This window comes from Latilactobacillus fuchuensis (genome assembly GCF_900258455.1).
Lineage (GTDB): Bacteria > Bacillota > Bacilli > Lactobacillales > Lactobacillaceae > Latilactobacillus > Latilactobacillus fuchuensis.
Genome location: NZ_LT984417.1, coordinates 725,722 through 749,329, shown reverse-complemented (window position 1 = coordinate 749,329; position 23,608 = coordinate 725,722). Strand labels below are relative to the sequence as shown.

Annotated in this window: 20 protein-coding genes; 3 read left to right on the top strand and 17 right to left on the bottom strand. The window is 42.6% G+C overall.

Annotation, left to right across the window (positions count from 1 at the left end):
- Window positions 1–84 precede the first annotated feature (84 nt).
- The 5 genes from prfB to LFUMFP_RS03465 all read right to left on the bottom strand — a co-directional run bounded on the left by prfB (window position 85) and on the right by LFUMFP_RS03465 (window position 6,548).
- A protein-coding gene (gene prfB, locus LFUMFP_RS03485) for a peptide chain release factor 2 (protein ID WP_106483077.1) occupies window positions 85–1,201 on the bottom strand; the annotation gives its coding sequence in 2 pieces (ribosomal slippage) (window positions 85–1,128 and window positions 1,130–1,201; 1,116 coding nt in all).
- A gap of 75 nt (window positions 1,202–1,276) precedes the next feature.
- Window positions 1,277–3,640 (bottom strand): preprotein translocase subunit SecA, encoded by a 2,364-nt coding sequence (gene secA, locus LFUMFP_RS03480; protein WP_106483076.1) that lies wholly within the window; start codon window positions 3,638–3,640, stop codon window positions 1,277–1,279.
- 231 nt (window positions 3,641–3,871) lie between these two features.
- Window positions 3,872–4,417 carry a ribosome hibernation-promoting factor, HPF/YfiA family gene (hpf, locus tag LFUMFP_RS03475; RefSeq protein ID WP_025083386.1) on the bottom strand — a complete coding sequence of 182 codons (546 nt, stop codon included), beginning with the start codon at window positions 4,415–4,417 and terminating at the stop codon, window positions 3,872–3,874.
- A gap of 125 nt (window positions 4,418–4,542) precedes the next feature.
- The gene (locus LFUMFP_RS03470; RefSeq protein ID WP_158697719.1) at window positions 4,543–5,226 is read right to left on the bottom strand and encodes a ComFC family protein; all 684 of its coding nucleotides are present in this window, start codon (window positions 5,224–5,226) and stop codon (window positions 4,543–4,545) included.
- Window positions 5,214–6,548 (bottom strand): ATP-dependent helicase ComFA, encoded by a 1,335-nt coding sequence (locus LFUMFP_RS03465; protein ID WP_106483075.1) that lies wholly within the window; start codon window positions 6,546–6,548, stop codon window positions 5,214–5,216. Before LFUMFP_RS03465 ends, LFUMFP_RS03470 begins: the two co-directional genes overlap by 13 nt.
- Before the next feature lie 57 nt (window positions 6,549–6,605).
- Here LFUMFP_RS03465 and LFUMFP_RS03460 point away from each other — a divergent pair, with 57 nt between their 5' ends.
- Window positions 6,606–7,265: a YigZ family protein gene (locus LFUMFP_RS03460; protein ID WP_025084004.1), complete on the top strand. Its 660-nt coding sequence runs from the start codon at window positions 6,606–6,608 to the stop codon at window positions 7,263–7,265.
- A gap of 17 nt (window positions 7,266–7,282) precedes the next feature.
- On the opposite strand, the gene LFUMFP_RS03455 is transcribed toward LFUMFP_RS03460, so the two are convergent.
- From LFUMFP_RS03455 to LFUMFP_RS03400, 12 genes are all read right to left on the bottom strand, one after another.
- Window positions 7,283–8,377: a glycosyltransferase family 4 protein gene (locus tag LFUMFP_RS03455; protein ID WP_025084003.1), complete on the bottom strand. Its 1,095-nt coding sequence runs from the start codon at window positions 8,375–8,377 to the stop codon at window positions 7,283–7,285.
- Between the two features lie 150 nt (window positions 8,378–8,527).
- A complete protein-coding gene (gene rny, locus LFUMFP_RS03450; protein ID WP_025084002.1) occupies window positions 8,528–10,090 on the bottom strand; it encodes a ribonuclease Y in 1,563 nt (520 codons plus the stop codon).
- A gap of 284 nt (window positions 10,091–10,374) precedes the next feature.
- The gene (gene recA, locus LFUMFP_RS03445) at window positions 10,375–11,412 is read right to left on the bottom strand and encodes a recombinase RecA (protein ID WP_025084001.1); all 1,038 of its coding nucleotides are present in this window, start codon (window positions 11,410–11,412) and stop codon (window positions 10,375–10,377) included.
- Window positions 11,413–11,663: 251 nt separating this feature from the next.
- On the bottom strand, window positions 11,664–12,248 hold the full coding sequence (pgsA, locus tag LFUMFP_RS03440) for a CDP-diacylglycerol--glycerol-3-phosphate 3-phosphatidyltransferase (RefSeq protein ID WP_025083828.1): 585 nt from the start codon (window positions 12,246–12,248) through the stop codon (window positions 11,664–11,666).
- 27 nt (window positions 12,249–12,275) lie between these two features.
- Window positions 12,276–13,208: a helix-turn-helix domain-containing protein gene (locus LFUMFP_RS03435; protein WP_025083829.1), complete on the bottom strand. Its 933-nt coding sequence runs from the start codon at window positions 13,206–13,208 to the stop codon at window positions 12,276–12,278.
- Window positions 13,209–13,288: 80 nt separating this feature from the next.
- The gene (gene ymfI, locus LFUMFP_RS03430) at window positions 13,289–14,020 is read right to left on the bottom strand and encodes an elongation factor P 5-aminopentanone reductase (RefSeq protein ID WP_106483074.1); all 732 of its coding nucleotides are present in this window, start codon (window positions 14,018–14,020) and stop codon (window positions 13,289–13,291) included.
- Window positions 14,020–15,324: an EF-P 5-aminopentanol modification-associated protein YfmH gene (gene yfmH, locus LFUMFP_RS03425; protein WP_106483073.1), complete on the bottom strand. Its 1,305-nt coding sequence runs from the start codon at window positions 15,322–15,324 to the stop codon at window positions 14,020–14,022. The genes ymfI and yfmH overlap by 1 nt, the downstream gene beginning before the upstream one ends.
- The gene (yfmF, locus tag LFUMFP_RS03420) at window positions 15,314–16,585 is read right to left on the bottom strand and encodes an EF-P 5-aminopentanol modification-associated protein YfmF (RefSeq protein WP_106483072.1); all 1,272 of its coding nucleotides are present in this window, start codon (window positions 16,583–16,585) and stop codon (window positions 15,314–15,316) included. Before yfmF ends, yfmH begins: the two co-directional genes overlap by 11 nt.
- A gap of 175 nt (window positions 16,586–16,760) precedes the next feature.
- Entirely contained in the window at window positions 16,761–19,112 is a 2,352-nt protein-coding gene (locus tag LFUMFP_RS03415) for an FtsK/SpoIIIE family DNA translocase (protein ID WP_106483071.1), read from the bottom strand.
- Between the two features lie 155 nt (window positions 19,113–19,267).
- Entirely contained in the window at window positions 19,268–19,669 is a 402-nt protein-coding gene (locus LFUMFP_RS03410) for a DUF1149 family protein (RefSeq protein ID WP_025083834.1), read from the bottom strand.
- A gap of 11 nt (window positions 19,670–19,680) precedes the next feature.
- A complete protein-coding gene (gene trmL, locus LFUMFP_RS03405) occupies window positions 19,681–20,190 on the bottom strand; it encodes a tRNA (uridine(34)/cytosine(34)/5-carboxymethylaminomethyluridine(34)-2'-O)-methyltransferase TrmL (protein WP_025083835.1) in 510 nt (169 codons plus the stop codon).
- A 252-nt stretch (window positions 20,191–20,442) separates the two neighbouring features.
- Window positions 20,443–21,279, bottom strand: coding sequence for a methyltransferase domain-containing protein (locus tag LFUMFP_RS03400; RefSeq protein WP_106483070.1), 837 nt, complete (start codon window positions 21,277–21,279; stop codon window positions 20,443–20,445).
- An 87-nt stretch (window positions 21,280–21,366) separates the two neighbouring features.
- On the opposite strand from LFUMFP_RS03400, the gene LFUMFP_RS03395 reads away from it, so the two are divergent.
- The gene (locus LFUMFP_RS03395) at window positions 21,367–22,320 is read left to right on the top strand and encodes a magnesium transporter CorA family protein (RefSeq protein WP_056950678.1); all 954 of its coding nucleotides are present in this window, start codon (window positions 21,367–21,369) and stop codon (window positions 22,318–22,320) included.
- Window positions 22,321–22,463: 143 nt separating this feature from the next.
- Window positions 22,464–23,441: a GMP reductase gene (locus LFUMFP_RS03390; protein WP_106483069.1), complete on the top strand. Its 978-nt coding sequence runs from the start codon at window positions 22,464–22,466 to the stop codon at window positions 23,439–23,441.
- Window positions 23,442–23,608: the final 167 nt, after the last annotated feature.

Below are 23,608 nucleotides of genomic sequence, written 5' to 3'. Positions count from 1 at the left end.
GAAATCACAATCTATTATATTATAGCATGCTTAATAACCGAATAATCACAATTTGATTACAATTACATGTCAATTTCTTTGCAACTAATCCGGATTACGTTGGCTGAGTTGCCATTGTAAATAAGCATCCATAAATGGATCTAAATCACCGTCCATCACCGCTTGCCCATTACCCGTTTCATAATTAGTCCGGTGATCTTTGACCATTGTATAGGGATGGAAGACGTACGAACGAATCTGTGAACCCCAACCAATTTCGAGTTGTTCACCCTTAATCGCGGCCGCTTTCTTCGCTTGTTCTTCTTGTTCGCGTTGATATAGTTTAGCTTTCAACATCCCCATCGCCGTTTCACGGTTCTGCAATTGTGAACGTTGCGCCTGCGAGCTAACCACAATACCGGTTGGCAAATGGGTTAAACGGACAGCTGAAGAGGTCTTATTAATATGTTGACCACCAGCACCACTTGAACGAAAGACGTCGACCCGTAAATCTTCAGTCCGGACTTCGATATCAATTGAGCCATCCAATTCAGGCATCACATCGACCGAACAAAATGACGTATGACGCCGACCTGCTGAATCAAATGGTGAGATTCGAACTAGACGGTGTACACCTTTTTCGGAACGTAACAAACCGTATGCGTTATGGCCTTTAATCATCAACGTGACACTCTTAATACCGGCTTCTTCACCGGCTTGGTAATCTTCCGTTTCGACCGTAAACCCGTGTGAATCGGCCCAACGCAGATACATCCGTAGCAACATGGATCCCCAATCTTGGGATTCCGTGCCACCAGCACCCGGATGTAGTTCGACAATCGCATTATTGCCATCATATTCGCCCGACAATAATTGGCCGAGTTCATACTGTTGCATCTGCGCGTTAAGCACTGCGAGATCGGCTTCAAAACTAACTTGCATCTCTGCATCCGGTTCTTCTTGCAACAACTCTAAGGCCACACTGAGGTCCTCGTATTGCGCTTTTAATTGGTTAAATGAATCGTATTGCGCTTTTAACGCGTTATTTTGGTCAATCACGACTTGGGCTGCTTTTTGGTGGTTCCAGAAATCAGGTTCTGCCATTTGCGCTTCATTTTGCGCAATGCTTTCTTGCAGGCCTTCTAAGTCAAAGCGACCCCCTAAAATGCGTAATTTTTTGTTCAATATTTTCTAGTTGATGTTTAGCGACACTTAATTCCATTTGATAAGACCCCTTCACGATTTAATGCCATTAAAAAATGGCCCAGATAACGAACTACCCCGGCCATTTCCTAAATTAGCGACGAATATTTTGGCGAATTTCAGCCTTCATGAATAGACGCGTCGTATCATAATCGATACTACTAATCATCTCTTCAAACATTCTGTAGCCTTCTTCTTGATATTCAACCAATGGGTTCATTTGACCGTAGCCCCGTAACCCGATTGAATTACGTAATTGATCCATGGCATCGATATGATCGGTCCAACGTTCATCAACTACTCGTAAAATAACCACTTTTTCAAATTCTAGCATCTGATCCGTATCAGACAATTGTTTTTGTTTCGTGGCGTAATTCTTTTCAGCAAAGTCCATCAATAATGATTCAATTTCTGCGGCATCTTTACCTTGTAATTTTTCTAATGGTAATTGTTCTTCACTCACCATCGAAGTCGTTGCAAAATCATGGACGGCTTCTAATTTCCAGTCCACCATTTCACCTTGGGTGTGTAATTGCACGATTCGTTTAACGGTCCGTGAAATCATTGGCATAATCACTGATTTTAAATCTTCTTCAGCCATGATGACTTGCATCCGTTGTTTATAGATGACTTCACGTTGTTCACGCATCACATCATCATATTGCAAGGTTTGTTTCCGGGTATCGTAGTTATTCCCTTCGACCCGTTTTTGAGCGGCTTCGACTTGACGGGTAATCATACTACTTTGGATGACTGCATCGTCATCTGAAATCTTCATCCGGTCCAAGAATGCTTTGATACGTTCTGAACCAAAACGTTTCATCAAATCATCTTCAAGTGACATATAGAATTGCGTCACCCCTTGGTCCCCTTGACGACCTGAACGACCCCGTAATTGATTATCAATCCGGCGTGATTCATGACGTTCAGTCCCAATGACAGAAAGGCCGCCTAATTCAACAACACCAGGTCCTAATTTAATATCGGTCCCACGACCCGCCATATTGGTGGCAATCGTTACGGCACCGCGTTGACCGGCATTCATAATAATTTCAGCTTCTTTAAAATGGTTTTTCGCATTCAAGACAGCATGGGGCACGTTATTTTCATCCAATAAACGTGACAATAATTCTGACGATTCAACGGCCACTGTCCCGACCAAGATTGGTTGGCCTTTAGTGTAACGTTCTTTAATGTCTTCAACGACTGCATTGAACTTACTTTCAAGTGTTGGGTACAACACATCCGGTTTATCCAAACGCGCAATTGGTTTATTGGTTGGAATTGAGATAACTTCCATGTTGTAAATTTCGCGGAATTCTTCTTCTTCGGTCTTAGCCGTCCCAGTCATCCCAGAAAGTTTATTGTACATTCTGAAATAATTTTGGTAGGTAATGTTGGCCATGGTTTTAGTTTCATCTTGAATCTCAACGCCTTCTTTGGCTTCGATTGCTTGATGTAACCCATCTGAATAACGACGGCCATCCATGACCCGGCCCGTAAATTGATCGACGATTAAGACTTCACCGTCTTGGACCACATAATCAATGTCTTTCAACATGATGAAGTTGGCCCGTAATGATTCGTCCAAATGATGCGTTAACGCCGTGTTTTCAGTATCGTATAAGTTATCTAAGCCAAAGTTTTCTTCGGCTTTTCCGATACCCTCTTCAGTTAAACTAATTGTTTTAGTTGGCCAATCAATCTTATAATCGGTCTCTTCTTTTAAGGTCTTGACGAAACGATCAGCACGCACGTAAAGTGCAGTTGATTTTTCAGCTTGTCCCGAAATAATCAATGGTGTCCGCGCTTCATCAATTAAAATTGAATCGACTTCATCGACGATTGCAAAGTTTAAGGGACGTTGTACCATTTCTTCTTTGTAAACCACCATGTTATCCCGTAAATAATCAAACCCGAGTTCACTATTGGTTGAATACGTAATATCGGAATTATAAGCATCCCGTTTTTCTTCAGCGGTTTTAGCATTTAAGTTTAAGCCAACTGATAAACCGAGCCAATTATATAATTCACCCATTTCAGTCGCATCACGACTTGATAAGTATTCATTGACCGTGACAACGTGAACCCCTTTACCAGCCAATGCGTTTAAATAAACGGGCATTGTAGCCGTCAAGGTTTTCCCTTCACCCGTTTTCATTTCGGCAATATTACCTTCGTGTAACGTAATCCCACCAATAATTTGAACGCGGAATGGGAATAAGCCCAAGACACGCTTAGCGCCTTCACGAGCGACCGCAAAAGCCTCTGGTAAAAGATCATCTAACGTTTCGCCATTTGCAACTCTGGTTTTAAATTCAGGTGTTTTTGCTTGCAATGCTTCATCTGATAAATTGCTGTATTCATCTTCGTATTGTTGTACCTTATCGGCAATTTTGCCCATGCGGGTAACTTCGCGTTTATCGCTTTCTACCCATGTTTTTAGAAAGTTTGCCATCGATTTATAATTCTCCTCTAGAAATCTTAATCAGTCATTTTTAATCTAAATTATGGTGCTAATCGTGGTTCTTAACAATTCATTCTAACATTTATTACAATCAAATAAAACCCCGTCAGAGCCACAAATGGCCAACCCTTCGATTAATAGTTAATATTGTTGTTTATTTTTAATTAAGCTAAAAAAAACGTTTGGACAATAATCATGTCCAAACGTTTACGAATAAATTAATTATTCGTCAGTTTCAATCAAACCATAGCGTCCGTCTTGACGCTTATAAACAATGCTTGTTCCGTTGGTTTCTGAATCTTCAAAGATAAAGAATTGATGGCCCAACATATTCATTTGTAATATCGCTTCTTCACTATCCATTGGTTTCAATGAAAGACGTTTTGTCCGAACCACTTGCATTGAATCTTCTGGTAAAATTTCTGCCTCTGGGACAACTAATTCGATATCTTTAATGCCCCGTTCACGTGATTTACGGTTAATCTTAGTTTTAAATTTACGAATCTGACGTTCTAGTTTATCGGTCACAAGATCAATACTACCGTACATATCTGATGAGGTTTCTTCAGCTCTTAGTACGAGATAAGGTAATGGAATGGTGACTTCGACCTTAGCGGTTTTATCTGGGTAGACTTTCAAATTAACATGGGCAGTTGCAGTAGCCGACTTGTCGAAATATTTCTCAAGTTTGCTGATTTTCTTCTCAACATAATTACGAATGGCTTCTGTAACCTCGATATTTTCTCCACGAACATTAAAACTTAGCATATGACTTCTCCCCTTTCACAAATATCCACTGTGGATACTTGTCCTCGACTGTTAAAAATGGCCAAGGCTTTTGTTACTAAACTCATTATATATAATATCCGGCAGACAAACAAATAAAACGGTTTCTAACGTGCTAATGTAATTGATTTTATTGGAATCTTAAGAAAATGAGCCCGTAAACATTGTTGTGCGTGCCAAAGCGTCCGCCCCGTCGTATAGATATCGTCTAATAGCACAATCTTACGTGGTAATTGGCATTCAGTAGTCGCTTGATAATCAAAAAACTGGGGGCTCGCTAATCGTTCGGCGCGTGTTTTTTGTGATTGTCCCTGTTGCGTTGGTCGTTTAGTCAATAAAGTCGTCAACGGAAAACAATCTTGATACAACCCCAACACCGGATCAAAACCGCGCTGTTCATAATGGGCACGCGCCGTCGGTATCGGGACGTACCAAGTCTTAGCTTGCACCGGCCATTGATTTTGAATCTCACTTTGCAATAAGCACCGGAGTTGATAATCGCCTTGTCCTTTATAGCGTTGGAAATACAACCGCATCGCCTCGTTATAAGTAAATAAAGCCTGATTTTGAAACGTTTGCTGGGGATATAACGCTTGCCATTTCTGACAATCTGGACAAACCCTCGACTTAATCAGGGAGCGACCACACCCCTGACAACGTTGTGGCCCAATCCGCTCGAAAGTCCGCAAACAAGTTTCGCAAATAAACGGTGGATAACGACGTTGAACGCCGATTAACATCCATAAGCTCGGCACTTGAATAATCGGTTGTTGACACATTAAACATCGCATTTTAATCGCCGTCCTTTTTGATTTTGATGCCGAATTTGCCGACAAGCGCGCTGAATCGCTAACGTGTAATCTTGATAATAAAAATAAACTGGATTATCGGGATGCGCTTTTTGCCGACCAGCCCGCCCCGCAATCTGAACCAGCGTCGCCGTTTTAAAAATACGATGATCCGCGCCTAACACTAAGACCCCCACGTTTTGAAAGGTGACCCCGCGTTCCATGATCGTCGTTGTAATCAACACTTGAACCGATTCTGCCCGAAATGCGGCCACTTTCGCAAGTCGGTCGGGGTCTTGGGCGTGGACGGTTAACAGCGCGACGTCTGGTAACCACGCGGTCAGTACTTGTTGAACCGGTTGTAAATCAGCCACTCGTGGCACAAATATCAATAACCGCTGTTGCGCTAAACACCGTCGACAATCTTGCAAAAACCGTTTCGGTAACCGTTGTCGGCTCAATTGCTGCTGCCAACCGCGTAACGGTCGACAATTCGGTTCTGGCAGTAAATAGCCGTGATAGCGTAATGGTAATTCGCTAGTCGTCATCGCTCCTGTTTGGACGGCCTGTTGAATTACTTTAGTGGGGGTCGCGGTTAAATATATCAAGGCTGATTGTGGCCTAACCGCTTGCTTAACCCCGGCCGCTAAGACTGGATTATCCTGAAACGGGAACGCGTCAACCTCATCGACAATCAACACATCGAAGGCCTGATAAAAGTTTAACAACTGATGCGTCGTACAAATCACCAAAGCTGCATCCTTGTAAGGCGCCGTTTGACCACCATACAATAACATGATGGTCTGGTGTTCAAAGGCCGCTTGAATCCGTGGATACAGCTCTAAACACACATCAATCCGAGGCGCAGCAATGCACACCCGTTGCCCATTTTGCATTGCTAATGCAATTCCCGGAAACAGCATTTCCGTCTTCCCGGCCCCCGTGACAGCCGTTAAAACGTGAGTTTGCTGAGTTTGAATCACGTCACAAATCTGTTGAGCCGCTTCGGTTTGTAAGTCGGTTAACTGCCCCGTCCAAGTTAACTTCGCCGTTTTAGCCCCATTTAACGTCACTGCTTGCGCGGGTACGTAAAAAAGATGGTCGCCTTCGACCAAACGACCGAAAACCAAACATTGCCGGCAATAATGGCGACCATCTGGTAATTGCGCCGTCGCCACCTGTTGACACCGTTGGCAGACTAGCACCCCGTTACGGTTCTCAAACGCTGGTCGGTGTTTGAGTTGTGGTAAACTATAATCAGCTTTAATCTGGGGCAGCAACTGTTCTGCCCATTGACGACCGACGCCGGTTGGTTGACTCGTCATCTAATCCCCCCTCAATTAACAACTACCACTTTAAATTGAATTCTCTCGAGGTGTCCTATGGAAACTTATTTTACCGTCAAAACGGACGGCCAATTTGAATTAATCGTTAAAAAATCCCGGTTTATTTGCCAAGTTGCTCGCGTGACTGACGAAAATAGCGCGCAAGCTTTTATTGAACAAGTTCGTAAAAGTCATCCTAAGGCTAACCACAACTGTTTTGCCTATCAACTCGGCCAACAACCACCTATCCAAAAACAAAGCGATGACGGCGAACCTAGTGGCACTGCTGGCGTCCCAATGCTTGAGGTCTTACGCCAAATGCAGTTGACCAACTTAGTTGTGGTGGTGACCCGTTACTTCGGCGGCATTAAACTCGGAACCGGTGGGTTAATCCGGGCATACAGTCACGCTACGTCAAGCGCCTTAACCGAAATCGGCCTCGTTCAAGGCGTTGCTCAGACTGCCTGTCTCGTCACACTCGACTATTCCCAATTTGACGCCTTACAAAATTGGTTGGCGCAAGTCCAGTTAAACGCCACTGATATTCAGTACGCAGCCGATATTCAATTGACTGTTTGGCTCGATACGACTAAACTCGATTGGTTTAAAGCCGCGATTACGGAACAATTAAACGGTCGCCTGACATTCGTTGAAGGACCGGAACAGTTTAACGAAGTCCCAATCAGTCCTCAAGACCTACATGCATTAACCAAATAAAAAAGGAGTAGCCGTGGCTACTCCTTTTTTTGTGAGTCTTTTTTAGGTTTTAATAACCGTTTTAACAAATGCAGTAGTGGCTGGCGGTTATCGCCGACTAACCCAATTGATTCCACGAACAGCTCTAAACCGAACAAGACGGCGACCGTCAAAGCGACGCTCCCCCACAATGTTGATAACGGGTAGAGTAACGAAATCAATGAGAAAACTAACGCTAAACCATAAATCACTAAGACGGTTTGTCGATGTGACAAACCGAGTTGCATCAACCGATGATGCAAATGGTGTTTATCGGCTTGTGAGATTGGTTTTTTATTTAAAATTCGCCGTAACATCGCATAGACGGTATCCGTAATTGGCACCCCTAAGATAATCACTGGAATTAATAAGGTCACAAACGTTACATTTTTTAACCCTTTAAGGGATAACACCGCGATCATGAACCCGATAAACAACGCGCCAGTATCGCCCAAAAAGATTTTAGCAGGATGGAAATTGTGTGGTAGAAACCCGATTAAAGCCGCTGCCAAACAGAAAATCATGATTGAAACGCTGACGTTGGTAATCGCTAAGAAGAAATACGCAATCACGCCCATCGTAAACAACGCGATGATTGAAACGCCCGTGGCTAACCCATCGAGACCATCAATCAGATTGACTGCGTTGGTAATCGCCAAAATCCAAAAGACGGTGATTGGAAAACTGAGCCAACCAAGTTCAAACGTCCCGACTAACGGAATCGTTAAAATATTCATTCGAATACCAGCTAAGAAATAAACCACTAACGCCGCAATTAAAATCCCGAGCATTTTTTGCTTAGGACTTAATTCTTTAATATCATCAATCATCCCGGTAATGATAATCACGCATTCCGCCAAAAAAAGACTGAATAATTCATGCGTTGGAAATTGACCACGCAATAGGACGAAGGTCCCAAAGGTAAAGGCGATAAAAATAGCTAAACCGCCCATTGATGGCATGGCTTTTTTATTGACCCGGCGTGCGTTCGGCTTATCAACAGCCCCTAATACAAACGCTAACCGGCGGACTAGTGGTGTGATGGCAGCTGAAACTAACATCGTTGCAAATAACCCCACTATAATTTTAAACATGGTCATCATTCAAATTGCCCACTTTCTCTAACTAACATTCTCTATATTATACAAATCAAACGGCGCAAACACAATACAGACTTCGTAGCTTAAATAAAACCAAAGAAAAACACTAACCGAATTCAACAGAATCAGTTAGTGTTTTAACGATTATTTGGCGTATTCAATTGTACGCGTTTCACGAATAACCGTCACTTTAATGTGTCCTGGATATTCAAGTTGATTTTCAATTTGATTCTTAACGTCCCGTGCTAAGACCGTTGCCTGATCGTCAGTGACTTGTTCTGGTTTGACAATCACACGTACTTCTCGGCCCGCTTGAATTGCAAAACTATGATCAACGCCGTCAAAACTATTGGTAATGCTTTCTAGTTTTTCTAGACGATGAATATAATTTTCAAGTGATTCTGAACGTGCCCCTGGTCGAGCAGCTGAAATTGCATCAGCGGCCGCAACCAAGACGGAGATAATTGAAGTAGCTTCAATATCACCATGATGAGACCCAATGGCATTGATTACCGTTGCTGGTTCTTTGTAACGGGTTGCTAATTCAACCCCGATTTCAACGTGGGAACCATCAACTTCATGATCCAACGCTTTACCAATATCATGTAATAAACCTGCTCGCTTAGCAAGCGTCACATCTTCGCCTAATTCGGCCGCTAAAATACCCGTTAACTTAGCGACTTCAATCGAATGGTTCAAGACATTTTGACCATAACTTGTTCTGAAATGTAAACGACCTAAGACCTTAATCAGGTCAGGGTGCATCGTATGAATCCCAACATCAAAAATAGCTTGTTCCCCGATTTGACGAATTTGTTCATCCATCTCTTTACGTGACTTATCAACCATCTCTTCAATTCGTGCCGGATGAATCCGACCATCTTGAATTAATTTTTCCAAGGTCATCCGTGCAATTTCACGTCTGATTGGATCAAAGCCACTTAAAACAACCGCTTCAGGGGTATCATCAATAATTAAATCAATCCCAGTCAACGTTTCAAGCGTCCGGATATTACGGCCTTCACGCCCAATAATCCGACCCTTCATATCGTCATTTGGCAACGTCACAACCGTGACCGTTGTCTCGGTAACCATATCGGCCGCACTCCGTTGAATCGCTTCTGCTACTAACGTTTTCGCTGTTCGGTCAGCATTGCGCTTAGCGGACTCTTCACTTTCCTTAATTAAGACGGCTCTTTCATGTTCTAAATCTTGTTTTGTATCATCTAGAATAATCTTTTGCGCGTCATCATGAGAAAGTTCTGCGATCTCTTGCAGTTTTGCTTGTTGTTGCTCGATTAAAGCTGAGATTTCTGCTTGCTTTTCAGTTAATTGTTGGGTCTGATTAGCCAATCGACTTTCGCGTTGTTCCAATGAACGTTCTTTTTTATCTAACGTTACATCTTTGCGATCCATCGTTTCTTCTCTTTGCATCAAACGATTTTCTTGTTTTTGGACTTCACCACGCCGATCTTTCAATTCAGCTTCAATTTCTGAACGGTAGCGATGATTTTCGTCCTTCGCTTCTAAAAGAATTTCTTTCTTCCGCGTTGCCGCTTCTTTTTCGGCTGCTTCAATTATTCCTGTGGCAGTCTTATTTGAACCATCAATTTCACGTTTGTATGCCTTCTTTTGCAGAACGGAACCAACCAGTAAACCAACGATTAACATGATGACTGCGAGGATTAATGAAATACCTAAGATCATTTTCTCACCTCCGCATCATCAAAAATTTTGAATTGCAGTGTTAGCTGCAAATTTTTAAGGATGTTATTATGTTTTAGTTTATCAACACATAGTTATTTTATAGTTTCGTAAACCGCCTGTCAACTTAAACTATCAGCTTTAAAACCGCTTTCTCATTTAAAGCGACCCACTTTATCCTATTAATTAAATAAATCACTAGCCGATTTCAACAAAAAAAGCCAGCTTGTCCCAAAAACGGGCGTTGCTGGCAATCCTGTTAAATTCAGAATTAATCTAACTGCTCTTTAGACATCAAGTTTTGTTTCATCTTTGACTTCAGGGGCATCTTCATCCGGCATACCATAGGCTGCACGGACTTTCAGGCGAATTTCGTCTTGAATTTCTGGATGATCCGTCAAATATTTCTTCGCGTTTTCACGCCCTTGACCAATCCGTTCTTCACCGTAAGAATACCAAGAACCACTCTTATCGATAATATCCTTTTCAGCGGCCATGTCGACAATTTCACCAGTTTGTGAAATCCCGTGACCGTACATAATATCAACTTCAGCAACCTTAAATGGTGGGGCCACCTTGTTCTTAACAACCTTAATCCGAGCCCGGTTCCCGATCATTTCGGTGCCGTTTTTAATCGTTTCGGCACGCCGCACTTCTAGTCGAACGGTTGAATAAAACTTCAACGCACGTCCACCTGGTGTGATTTCAGGGTTACCAAACATAACGCCGACTTTTTCACGGATTTGATTAATAAATAACGCAATGGTTTTGGTCTTATTAATCGTCCCTGATAGTTTACGTAGCGCTTGTGACATTAAACGGGCTTGCAAACCGACATGGGCATCACCCATTTCGCCTTCAATTTCAGCCCGTGGTACTAAAGCGGCCACTGAATCGACCACTAAAATATCAACAGCCCCACTTGAGACTAATGCGTCAGCAATTTCTAACCCTTGTTCACCTGTATCCGGTTGTGATAAAAGTAATTCATCAATGTTAACGCCCAATGCTGTTGCGTATTTAGGATCCATCGCATTTTCAGCATCGATATAGGCAGCCGTGCCACCTTGTCGTTGAACTTCAGCGACTGCGTGTAAGGCAACCGTCGTTTTACCTGAACTTTCAGGGCCGTAAATTTCAACAATTCGGCCTCGTGGATAACCACCTACCCCGAGTGCTTCATCCAATGCTAATGAACCAGAAGAAACGGTTGAAATTTGAGTATCAACCTTTTCGCCCATCCGCATAATGGAACCTTTACCGAAATTCTTTTCAATCTTTTTTAACGCAGCATCCAAGGCTGCTTGTCGATCATCTTTAGTCAATTTAAGTGACCCTCCTTAAAAGAGTTCATTTCATTACCTCTTTAGTTTACAGACTTAAGCGTCAAATTGCAAGCACAAATCGAACAAACGTTCTCAATCTTTTCCCCGCTCATATTAAGATACCCAACCGACACTTATTTTTTTGAGCTACATCAAATTATTGCCAAAATAAAATAGCGAACCATGACTGGGAATCGTCATAGTTCGCTATTTTTATTAATGCTCAGTTGCTGACCGCAACTGGTAGCACTCTATTGTTTGAATGAGTCTGCGAAGACTGTTCTGTTTTTCCAGAAATAATCGACACCTGAATAGATGGTGAAGAATAAGCAGACGTATAACATGATTTGCGCCAATGGTAAACCGATATTGGCGAAGAAGACGTTGTTTAGCAATAACAAGATAATGGCTAACATCTGTGTCGTTGTTTTGATTTTACCAGGCATTGCTGCGGCCATCACTTCGCCGCCTTGACTCAACAATAACCGTAACCCAGTCACCGCTAATTCGCGCCAAATAATAATCGCAACGACCCAAGCGGGTGCTTGGCCTAACGTCACTAAGAAAATAAACGCAGTCATGACCAATAGTTTGTCGGCTAATGGATCAGCAAACTTCCCAAAGTTAGTCACTAAATGTTGTGAACGCGCAATTTTACCATCCAATAAATCGGTTAAAGAGGCAATGATAAAAATAACAGTTGCAATGATTGAGCTGACTGCAATCTCAGTACCCGCAACTGAGACCATACTACTTGGTAAGTTAAACACTAATATAATTGTAAAAACCGGAATTAAAATAATCCGGAACATCGTTAATTTATTCGGTAAATTCATAACAAAAAGACCTCCAAAGGTTAATTACTACTTCGCTAATGTTGCTGTAAAACTAATCGTCCGTACAAAAGTGGTTTCGTTATTAGGACTTAAATTAATTTCAGTATCATTAATCTTCATCTTAGTAGCAGGTGCATTCCCAGTTTGGATTGAAAAGGCGGTCGTTCCAGCTGGTAATTCCGTTGATTGGCTCGCGCCAACCGCAACTGATCCTTGCCAAATTGTTGAACCATTAACCGTTAAACTGACCCACGCTGCTGAATTTTCGGCAGAGAACGTTAGTGTGTTGGCTTTATTAGGTAAATTTTTAACGGCAAAGGCTTGTTGTGAACCACTAATACTGGTCATTGAAGCGGATAATTTTTGTGATTTTGCTTTTTTAGCCGCTTTTTCACTCGCCTTTTTCGCTTTAGTACTTTCACTCGCTGCTTTCTTGCTGCTATCGTTTTTAGCGGTTGAAGTTGAGCTGCTGCTATCTTGATCCTTTGTATCAGCCTTATCACCTGAAACAGTCACTGAAGAACTCGATTCATTCAATGGTTGTTTATCCGTCCCCCGGTGGCTCAAAGCAATCCCGTAAACAATCCCGATAATCACAATCACAACTGCGACAATCGAAATTTGTGGCACCATATTACGCCATTTCGACCATTTGGAATCAGTCGTCTCACGCGTTAAACGTGTTTGATTTTCAACTGATTTTTCAACGTATTCTTCTGGTTTTGTATTGGGTAAGGTATCTTGATATTCCGCTAATAAAGCTTCGCTATCAAGGCCAACCGTTTGGGCGTATTGTTTGATAAACGCACGCACGTAAAAGCTGCCAGGTAAGGCATCAAAATTACCCTCTTCAATCGCGATTAAATAACGCTTTTGAATCTTAGTAATTTGTTGTAAATCATCCAGCGTATATCCTTTTTCAATTCGTGCTTCACGTAATTTTTGACCAATTTCATTCATATTAATCCACCCACTATTATCCCATTATCATTATTCAATATTATAGCATATTGCCCCTATCGGCAATCTTTAAGATTTGTTTATTTTAACCAACCACCGTTAACGTATAACGTCTGACCCGTTAAGTAATCCGCTTCAGGCGCCAACAAACTCTGGACCCAATACGCAATCTGGTCCGTCGTCGCAAAAGCCCCGTTAGGAATATCCGCGGCAATTGCTTGTTGTTCTTCCGGCGTAAATTGTTGGTTCATTTTGGTCGCAACTGCGCCAGGCGCAACCACGTTGACCGTCATCCCTAACGTGCCGACTTCTTGAGCGTAGGCGTTCACAAAGGCCGACTGCGCCCCTTTAACCGTGCTATAAGGGACTTCCATCGCGCTCCCCCGACCGCCATAGATTGAACCAATAAAGACAATCCGACCTAAATCACTTTGGGCCAGTTTCGTCTGTAACTGTTGCAAAATTTGAATTGGCGTCTGAACGTGGACCAGCCACAAGCGATTAATCGCTTCAACCGGAATTTCATCCAATAAACCGTAAGTCGTCATCCCCGCCGCAAAAATCACCGCGTCCACTTGGAATAACTGGTCAATCGCTGTTCGGATCACCGCTGGTTCCGCCGTTAAATCTAATTGACACGTCAAAAAATCCTGTTGTGGATATTCTTGACTCAGTTGTTGTTGAAGTTGGCCAATCCGTTCACCATTTTGATAATAATGTAAGTATAGTGACCAACCCGCTTTAGCCAACCGTTGGGCACATCGCATCCCGATATCACCTGAAGCGCCAATCACCAAGGCTGAATGTCTCATTAAGCTTGTTCCTCCGGTAAAATATGGCAAACCGTCATGGCTTCAATCTTAAAGAAATCGGCCGCGACTTGTGCCAAATCGGCTAGCGTCACCTGTTCAATCAAACCAAGCACATCAAACGGACTAACCTCGTTAAAGAATTCATCACTGTACTGGTTCGCAATCGCTTCTAGTGAATTGAAGGCTTGTAAGTATTCGCCCAACGCCGCTTTTTTGACCAACGCCAAATTAGCTTCCGTAAAGTCGGGGCTGTCTTGATAATGTTCTAAAATCGCAATCAATTGATCCGATAGGCCTTTAGGATCGTCCGTATCGCCACCTAAAGTCACAAAATTAAAGGAACGTTGAATCGCGTATTCATAACCGAAGCTATCGTCCAATAATCCCTGTTCATAGAGGCGTTGAACCTGGGTTGATGAATCGCCAAATAGAACTTCCAATAATAAGTTCATCTTTAACTTAGCGACCAATCCGGCTTCACCCGTTCCAAAGTCGGTTAAGCCTTTGACACCAACCATGCTCTTGCTACGAACCACCGGCATCGTCATCGAACGATATGGAATGATATCACTACCATCTTCTGCTTCAGCCGGCAATGACCGGACAATCGGTTGGGGCTGGTCAAACTCTTTCGCCGCTTGATTAGCACTCACCCAATCGAGAACTTCTTGCGGATCATCGATTTGACCGACAATAAACAAGCTCATATTACTAGGTTGGTAGAATGTTTTTTGAGCTTGATACAAGTCATCCGCCGTAATTTTAGCGATACTATCGACTGTTCCGGCGATATCAATCCGCACCGGATGTTGTGGGTATAAATTACCAACAACCGTATAAAATAAACGCCAATCAGGTTCATCATTATACATTTGGATTTCTTGACCAATAATCCCTTTTTCCTTATTAACCGTTGCCGGTGTAAAATACGGTTCTTGGACAAAATCCAATAAGATTTCTAAATTAGCCTGTAAATGACTCGTTGTTGAAAATAGATAGCTGGTCCGCGTAAAACTCGTGAAGGCGTTGGCACTCGCACCGTAAATTCCGAATTTTTCAAAAGCATCATATTCCGCTTTTTCGAATAATTTATGTTCTAAGAAATGGGCGATTCCGTCCGGTAACGTCACATATTCATTTTCACCAATCGGCATAAACGTATTATCAATCGATCCATAATTAGTCGTCAAGATGGCATACGTTTTATGATAACCACTTTTAGGGTATAGCTTAACCGTTAATCCGTTGTCTAATGTTTCTTCATAGAGCGTCTCACCTAAGCGGGGATTTTGTCTAAGCTTCATTTGTATCGACCCCTTTCAGGAAGTAAATTGCTTGTAACCGCATGTTCGCAGCTTGTTCTTGGACGGCTTGTTTCGTGACCGCTAAAACTTGGTCGGTAAATTGGTCAGCATCAATCTCGGTTTCGGGCACAAATAGTTGATTCAGTTGTTGTTGGCCCAAATAAGCCGCGTTATCTAAACTTGATTTAAATTGGTTAATTAAGGCTAATTTCGTTTGTTCAAAAACAGCTTGTTCAAACTGGCCCTCGATGATGGCTTGGCGTTGCTCTTCAATAATCGCCAATACCCGGTCTTTTTGTTGACTTTCAATCCCGGTTTGGACCGTAATCACACCCCGAAAAGGATCTAAACCACTCGATGCATAATAGGCCAAGCTCGCTTTTTCGCGAACATTGGTAAATAGCAATGACAACGGTGTGCCACCAAATAAGGCGTTGGTGACTAACATCGCGTAATAATTCTGTTGATAAAAATAAGTGGGAATTTGATAGGCTAAATTCAACTTGCCCTGTTGAACGGGTTGTTCATCTGTCGCTTCACGAACCGTTGCACTCAACGGTTGTTGATAAAAAATAGCGGGTAGTTGACTGTCACGGGGCGCAAACGTTAATTGCGCCAAATCAGCGTGGGCTTTATCTTCATCAATATTGCCTACCAAGGTCATTTGGACGCGATCATTGTTTAACATCGCCTGATACGTTTCGTATAAATCCGTCGCAGTGACGACCGCTAAATCCGTTGCATCCCCGAAATTAGGGGTTTGTTGCGTCTCATCCGTGAAATATAAGTCGCGTAACGCCAACGACGCCATCGTCTGTTTATCATCAGCAATGCTGGCAATATAGCGGGCCATGTTTTCTTTTTCCCGTTCAAAAACGACGGGGTTAAACTGTTGGTCCACCAAATCCGGCTTAAATAATAACCGACCGATGAACGCAATCGCCTGTTGTTGTAAGTCTTGAGGGTCGCGTAGATATTGCGGACTCACAATGCGCATTGAGACGTTAAAAATGGCTAACTGACCTTGTCGGTAAGCGTTCATGTTAAAACCAGCCCCATACATCGCTTGTAACTCATTCGCGATTGCGACTTGATCCCGATAATCCTGACTACTGGCCGATAAGACACTCGCCAAAAGTGAGCGTTTAGTTAAGCCCACTTTAGTCGCTGGTGCGATAAATTGAATTGATAATCGAATTGTTTTAAATTGTTGGGTTTGTAAGATATTTAAATAAACACCATCTGTTATTTTTTGATTCATCATGACGCTCCTCACCGGTTTAACAGCTAAAATACCGTTTTTAAATCCCGGCTATTTTAATCGTAATCACACGCATTCTATCATACCAAAAAAATAAGGTAAACTCAAAAAGCCAGATAGTGCTGCCCAAGTGACTGACAACACAATCTGACTTCTAATCAATGATTGATTCAATTTATTCTGGTGGATTTTCATCTTCCGGCGCACTTTGGACTAATACTTTACGTGGTTTGCTACCTTCTGATGGGCCAATAATCCCACGGTCCTCAAGTTCATCGACCAGACGCGCGGCCCGATTATAACCGATTCTAAAGCGGCGTTGCAGCATCGAGACACTCGCCGTTTGTTGTTGCACCACTAAATCGACCGCGTCTTGATAGTATTCATCTTCGGGTGCTTCACTTGGTCCCTGTTCTTCAGCAGTCGTCGGAATCATCTCTTCATCGTATTCCGCTGTTTGTTGAGCTTTGATAAAGGATACAATGCTTTCGACATCTTGACTCGAAATAAAGGCGCCTTGGACCCGGGTTGGTTTGCTGACCCCGATTGGCATGTACAACATGTCGCCCCGACCCAATAGTTTTTCAGCCCCACTACTGTCTAAAATAGTACGCGAATCAATCCCACTCGATACAGCAAAAGCAATTCGCGATGGAATATTGGCTTTAATTAAACCGGTAATGACATCGACGGAAGGCCGTTGAGTCGCGACAATCATGTGAATGCCGGCAGCCCGCGCCATTTGTGCGAGTCGAATAATCGCGCTTTCGACTTCGTTACTGGCGACCATCATCAAATCAGATAATTCATCGACAATCACAACAATGTACGGTAACGGTGTGCCTTTAATCTCACCGTCTTCATTATGACCTTGAATATATTGATTATATTCCACCATATTCCGCTGACCGGTATCGGCAAATAATTGGTAGCGTCGTTCCATTTCTTTAACGACTTTATTTAACGCGTTAGCCGCTTTTTTAGCGTTGGTGACCACCGGAATCAATAAATGGGGCACGCCGTTGTAGACGTTTAATTCGACCATTTTCGGATCAATCAACATCAGTTTAACCTCGTGCGGTTTAGCCGTCATTAAGATACTCGTAATAATCCCGTTGATTGCGACTGATTTCCCACTACCGGTTGAACCGGCAATTAACAAATGCGGCATCTTCGACAAATCAGACATGATGACTTTACCGGAGATATCTTTCCCCAATGGCACGGCTAACGGTTTACCCGGATGAGGGGGTTCTTGTTCAATCATTTCACGGAAGGAAACGGTTGAGACCGTCTTGTTCGGCACTTCAATCCCGACATACGGTTTGCCCGGAATCGGCGCTTCAATCCGGATGTCCTTGGCCGCAAGTGCGAGTGCCAAGTCATCCGCTAAATTAACAATCTTTGAGACTTTAACGCCGACGGCGGGTTGAATTTCATATTTCGTCACGGCTGACCCTAGACTGGCGCTTTTAACCACCACATCGACGCCAAAGGAATCAAACGTTTGTTTGAGCACTTGTTGATTCTTTTCAATCGTCTGATATTCTTCACTTTGATCAGACTGCGGAATCTGGGTTAACAATTCTGGTGTCGGTAATTCATAATCATCATCCGTTGCATTCTGACTCGCCAATTCGGCCATATCTGGTACTTGTTCTTCGGTCTCAGTCTCAGCTTTGGCTGCTTTAGTTACTTCAGCCGTCCGACTCGCAATTGGTTTAGGCAATTGTTTGGGCCCATTAATCGTAAAGCCTTCATCCGGCACCTTGACCTTCGGCGGCGTTGCAACAGGTGCTTTAGGGGTCTGTTTAGTGGCTGATTCACCGGAATCTTCGTCCGTTTGGGCTTGTGCTTGTTCTTTTAGAGCGGCCAGTTGTTGACGACTCTTATCCGAAACGTGTTGGAAACCGCGTTTGGTATAACCGCTGACTTTCAGAATTCCTTGAATGAAATGCTGACAGCTCTTAATCACCACACTAAATGAGATATCCAGAAAGATAAAGACGCCGACAATCATCACTAAGACGGCAATGATGTAGGTCCCTAATTGCGCAAACAGAAAATGGGCACCGCTGTATAACGTCGCGCCAACTAGGCCACCACCGACATCCGTGGTAACGGCCATCTTCTGAAAATCTTCAAATAATTGTTGCCAGGTCGCCGACATAAAATGATTATTAATCGCTTGTTGATGCAGTACAAACGCGGATAACCAAATCAAAACACCGACATAGGCCACGCTAAAACCAAGCGTTTTACGTTGAAATAATGGCGGTTGTTTGCCGTAAATCATTAGGTAAAAACCAAGTAGGGCAAAAAGAATCGCGCCTAGCACGTAGGTGTCTCCAATAAATAAGCGGAAAACATTCGCAAATAAAGCCCCGATAAACCCTAATTTTAAACCAGCAAAAAGGCTAATTAAAATAAAGATAAAGCCGATAATATTTACGGTGTAGTCAACGGTCGCTTGTTTCTTTTTCGTTGTTTTTGCACGTGGTTTACTTTTTTTTCGTTGAGTTGCCATAAAATCTCCTTCAAAACTGTCTGACCTTCATTATACACGAACTTTTGTTCCGGGTGACTGTCATTTAACTAAAAAGTCTGGCTTAATAAATAAACGCCTAATCCCAACAATGGATTAAGCGTCTATAACGTTTAAACGGTGACTAACCCGCTTAACTAGTCTTCAGTTAATGCGGCGGTAAATTGTAATTGGACGCCACGGTTTAATGCGACCGTCGTGACTTGATAAGTCAAAGTTTCGATGTATTCAATTAATGGTCGCGATAATTTTTTAAGTTCTTTTTGATCAATTTCTTCCGGTTTACCGAAGAAATCTAATAGTTGAACGACTCGGGATATCTGACCAGAGACGGCAAAACCACTCTTTTCAGGCACCACTTGGAAAGGCGTCACAATTTGATAAATATTGCCAGCTGCTAAATCAGCTTCTTGCAAATATTGATCATCCGCTTCAATCGCCAATAAGCTGACTTGAATATTTTGTTGGGGTTCGGTTTCTAACGCAACGCGGTCAAAATGAAACGCATCAACGCTGATGGGGTCTTTTTTTGTTTGCATCATAATTCTCCCTATTTTAATTTATCGTGATCGTATAAATGACTCTTTTCTAAACCCGGGAAATCTTGTTGGCGTAACGCATCAAAAATCACTAATGCCGCACAATTCGATAAGTTCAACGCCCGAATATTTTCGGACATTGGAATGCGCAAACATTTATCCTCATTATCGCGCATAAACGTTTCAGGTAAGCCGGTTGTTTCCTTGCCGAACATGAAATAATGATCAACACTCGTGTCGGTCACATCCCGATCCGAATAAGCTTCCTTGGCGAATTTCGTAATTAAATAGAGGTATTGTTGATCCGGAACGGTGGCTAAAAAGGCTTCTAAATTTTTATGATAATGAATGTTGACCTTGTCCCAATAATCGAGTCCGGCCCGTTTCAGATGTTTATCATCCGTTTCAAAACCTAAAGGTTCAATTAAATCCAAGACCGTATTGGTACCGGCACAAGTCCGGGCGATGTTTCCCGTATTAGCGGGGATTAGTGGTTCGTATAATACAATATGATTAGTCACAATTTTACTTCCCTTAAAAAAGATTCAGTAGCTTAAGTATACAACATTTACGATCAAAGCTCTACTGTTGCTTGAACCATAAAAAAACGTAGCTCCTCGGTTATTCACGGCGAGAAACTACGTTAGTGTCATTTCATCACTAGCTTTTATCAAAAATAATTCTGATAAAAGTTAGGGAAAAAATTCCTTGCACTCATTATAACGCCCTTTATTTGGACTTGCAATCAGATTTATTAAAATTACTTTAGTTTCTCATTGTTTCCCCACTAAAATCGTGACATCCAACGAAATCTCTGGTAATTGAGTCAACGTAATCGCCGCTAATTGGGCTTTTGTCGCCGTCCAAGTCAGTGGGGTCATCGCCAATAAATCCGTTAAAGTCGTTTCAGTTAACGTCATCGTTTGTTGAACTTGATAGGCCTCAAACGTCTCAAAGTGTTGTTCAAATAACGTCAACACCGGACCGTGGTCATAGCTTTCTTTAGCTTGGCCTTGGTATAATAATTCACGTAACTCGTGTAGATACCCTGCATTCGGAATGACTTTAATTAGTTGGCCACCGGGTTTCAACACCCGTTTAAATTCTTGATATTGCGAAGGTGAAAAGATATTTAACACCGTATCCAACTGCTGATTAGCAAATGGCATCCGCGCCAAATCGGCGACACAAAACCAACCGTCTGCATTATAATCACTCGCTAATTGGATGGCCGGTTTCGAGATATCAAAACCGATATAGTCCGCTGCGACTTGTTGATTCAATTGTTGAATCGGTGTCCCTTCCCCACAGCCGACATCCAAAATCAGACTATCAGGCGTTAAATGTTGCGCAATCGCCGTCAGAAACGGCTGGAAGAAACCGGCTTGCAAAAAAGCGCGCCGGTGTTCTAGCATTTCCTTCGTGTATTCAGATTTCATTTGTTTTTGTAGGAAATAAAGGGTGCCGTTCTTCGCTAGATCAAAACTGTGGCCACTCTGGCACGTTAAACTGTTCCCCGCCAACGTCACTAATGCCGCCTGACAAAGGGGGCATTGCAGTGCTGCTAGATGCTGTTGTAGAAATTGTTTTGCTAATTCAATTTTTTTCAAATTCTAATTCTCCTGACCTGCTACTTTACATTCTAAGAATATTCAGTAGACTTAACATTAGATAATTTTTTTAAAGGAAGTGACATGATGTTTACAACTTACCGGTTTGATGAAACCAAACAAAAAATCGCTAAATTCGACAAAGTTCAACCGAATAGCTGGATTAACGTAATCGATCCGACCCCCATTGAAATTGAATCGTTAACTAAGAAACTACATTTACCAGCCGATTTTATTTATTACAGTTTAGATGCCGATGAAAGTGCCCGTGTGGAACACGATCCCGACTACAACGCGACACTCATTATTTTTGATATGCCGAACTTGGAAAAAGATCAACAACATCCCGATAAATTCCGTTACAAAACGAGTCCTCTAGGCATTATTGTAACAGATTCTGTGATTCTGACCATCAATAAAACGCCGGTTAATTTTTTGCAGAGTTTTGTCGACAATCAAATTAAACATTTTAATCCCCAAAACCAACGCCGGAGCGTCTTACAAATTATGTACCGGATTTCCACCATCTATCTGCAATACTTACGCGACATCAACCGTTCCCGCGAACGAATTGAAGCTCGGTTGCAAAATTCACTGCGCAATGAAGAACTTTTCGATTTAATGGCCATTCAACGGGGCTTAGTTTATTTTATGATGTCGCTTAAAACCGACAAAATGGTCTTAGCCACGTTGGTCCGCACGAACTTTTTGAAACTGACTGAAGATGAATTGGATTTACTCGATGATATCCAAATCGAAAATCAACAAGCCATCGAAATGGCCGAGATTTCGAATTCAATCATCAATGAAACGGCCGATACCTATTCGTCCATTATTAATAATAACATGAATGGCGTCATGAAGTTTCTCGCATCGTATTCCATTATTCTGACCATCCCCGGTCTCGTCTTTAGTTTCTACGGAATGAACGTCGCCCTCCCCTTAGCTGATTTTAAACTAAGTTGGGTGGTTACCATCATCATTTCACTGATTGTTGCAGCGGGACTCATCTACCGCTTCTGGCGCAAACGCTACTTCTAATATTACGAAAGCCTATTTTAATCGAGATATCGGTTAAAATAGGCTTTTTAAGTTGACTTCCCCTTCGAATCCCGTTAATATACGTAATGTACGAATTTATTCGTATGATTAAAAATAAATGTTCGTGTTTAAGGAGAATTCCAATGGACGTATTTGATTATGAAGATGTGCAACTTATTCCTAATAAGTGTATCGTTAAAAGCCGCAGTGAGATTGATACCACGGTCCGCTTCGGCAATGAAACGTTCAAAATTCCGGTTGTCCCTGCCAATATGCAAACAATTATCGATGAACCACTAGCCTTTTGGTTAGCTGAAAACCACTATTTCTACGTCATGCACCGTTTCCAACCCGAAAAACGGGTTGCCTTTATTGAAAAAATGCATGCTAAAAACTTATTTGCATCAATCAGCGTCGGTGTTAAGACCGATGAATTTGATTTTATCAATCAACTCGCCGAACAAGATCTGATTCCTGAATACATTACCATCGATATCGCCCACGGCCATTCTCAAGTCGTCATCGATATGATTCAACACATCAAAAAGACCTTGCCAAAGAGTTTCGTGATTGCGGGCAACGTTGGGACTCCTGAAGCGGTCCGTGATTTAGAACGCGCGGGTGCCGATGCGACTAAAGTTGGGATTGGTCCCGGTAAAGTCTGCATCACTAAAATTAAAACCGGTTTTGGGACCGGTGGTTGGCAACTAGGCGCACTGCGTTGGTGTGCCAAAGCCGCGACTAAACCGATTATTGCTGATGGTGGCATTCGGACCAACGGCGACATCGCCAAATCAATTCGCTTCGGTGCTAGCATGGTCATGATTGGTTCCCTATTTGCCGGTCATACCGAATCCCCTGGTCAATTAGTCGAAGAAGATGGCCAACAATATAAAGAATACTTTGGCTCCGCCTCTGAATTTCAAAAAGGCACACACCAAAACGTCGAAGGCAAACGGATTTTAGCCCCTTATAAAGGCGCGATTAGTGACACACTAACTGAAATGCGCCAAGATCTCCAGTCATCGATTTCTTACGCCGGTGGCAAACGACTCTCCTCACTACGGAAAGTCGATTACGTGTTAGTCCGTCATTCCATTTTTAATGGCGACGTCCTTTAGTTCCGCCAAGCTGTGACAAAACTCGGTTATCAATTGAGTATCAAGTTGAAAAATGTGGTTATCCCGAACTGAACTGAACCCCAATTATTGGAGATAATTTTATACAGCTAACTGGCTGGCAAGATTCCGGTATTGTACCGGTGTTTTGCCGGCCAGTTTTGTTCTAA

Coding starts and splice junctions, on each gene's coding strand:
- pgsA (WP_025083828.1), bottom strand. CDS start 12,248: ATGAATTTACCGAATAAATTAACGATGTTCCGGATTATTTTAATTCCG.
- hpf (WP_025083386.1), bottom strand. CDS start 4,417: ATGCTAAGTTTTAATGTTCGTGGAGAAAATATCGAGGTTACAGAAGCC.
- LFUMFP_RS03470 (WP_158697719.1), bottom strand. CDS start 5,226: ATGCGATGTTTAATGTGTCAACAACCGATTATTCAAGTGCCGAGCTTA.
- LFUMFP_RS03460 (WP_025084004.1), top strand. CDS start 6,606: ATGGAAACTTATTTTACCGTCAAAACGGACGGCCAATTTGAATTAATC.
- LFUMFP_RS03455 (WP_025084003.1), bottom strand. CDS start 8,377: ATGTTTAAAATTATAGTGGGGTTATTTGCAACGATGTTAGTTTCAGCT.
- LFUMFP_RS03410 (WP_025083834.1), bottom strand. CDS start 19,669: ATGCAAACAAAAAAAGACCCCATCAGCGTTGATGCGTTTCATTTTGAC.
- ymfI (WP_106483074.1), bottom strand. CDS start 14,020: ATGAGACATTCAGCCTTGGTGATTGGCGCTTCAGGTGATATCGGGATG.
- LFUMFP_RS03390 (WP_106483069.1), top strand. CDS start 22,464: ATGGACGTATTTGATTATGAAGATGTGCAACTTATTCCTAATAAGTGT.
- secA (WP_106483076.1), bottom strand. CDS start 3,640: ATGGCAAACTTTCTAAAAACATGGGTAGAAAGCGATAAACGCGAAGTT.
- yfmF (WP_106483072.1), bottom strand. CDS start 16,585: ATGAATCAAAAAATAACAGATGGTGTTTATTTAAATATCTTACAAACC.
- LFUMFP_RS03395 (WP_056950678.1), top strand. CDS start 21,367: ATGTTTACAACTTACCGGTTTGATGAAACCAAACAAAAAATCGCTAAA.
- LFUMFP_RS03435 (WP_025083829.1), bottom strand. CDS start 13,208: ATGAATGAAATTGGTCAAAAATTACGTGAAGCACGAATTGAAAAAGGA.
- rny (WP_025084002.1), bottom strand. CDS start 10,090: ATGATCTTAGGTATTTCATTAATCCTCGCAGTCATCATGTTAATCGTT.
- LFUMFP_RS03465 (WP_106483075.1), bottom strand. CDS start 6,548: ATGACGAGTCAACCAACCGGCGTCGGTCGTCAATGGGCAGAACAGTTG.
- LFUMFP_RS03415 (WP_106483071.1), bottom strand. CDS start 19,112: ATGGCAACTCAACGAAAAAAAAGTAAACCACGTGCAAAAACAACGAAA.
- yfmH (WP_106483073.1), bottom strand. CDS start 15,324: ATGAAGCTTAGACAAAATCCCCGCTTAGGTGAGACGCTCTATGAAGAA.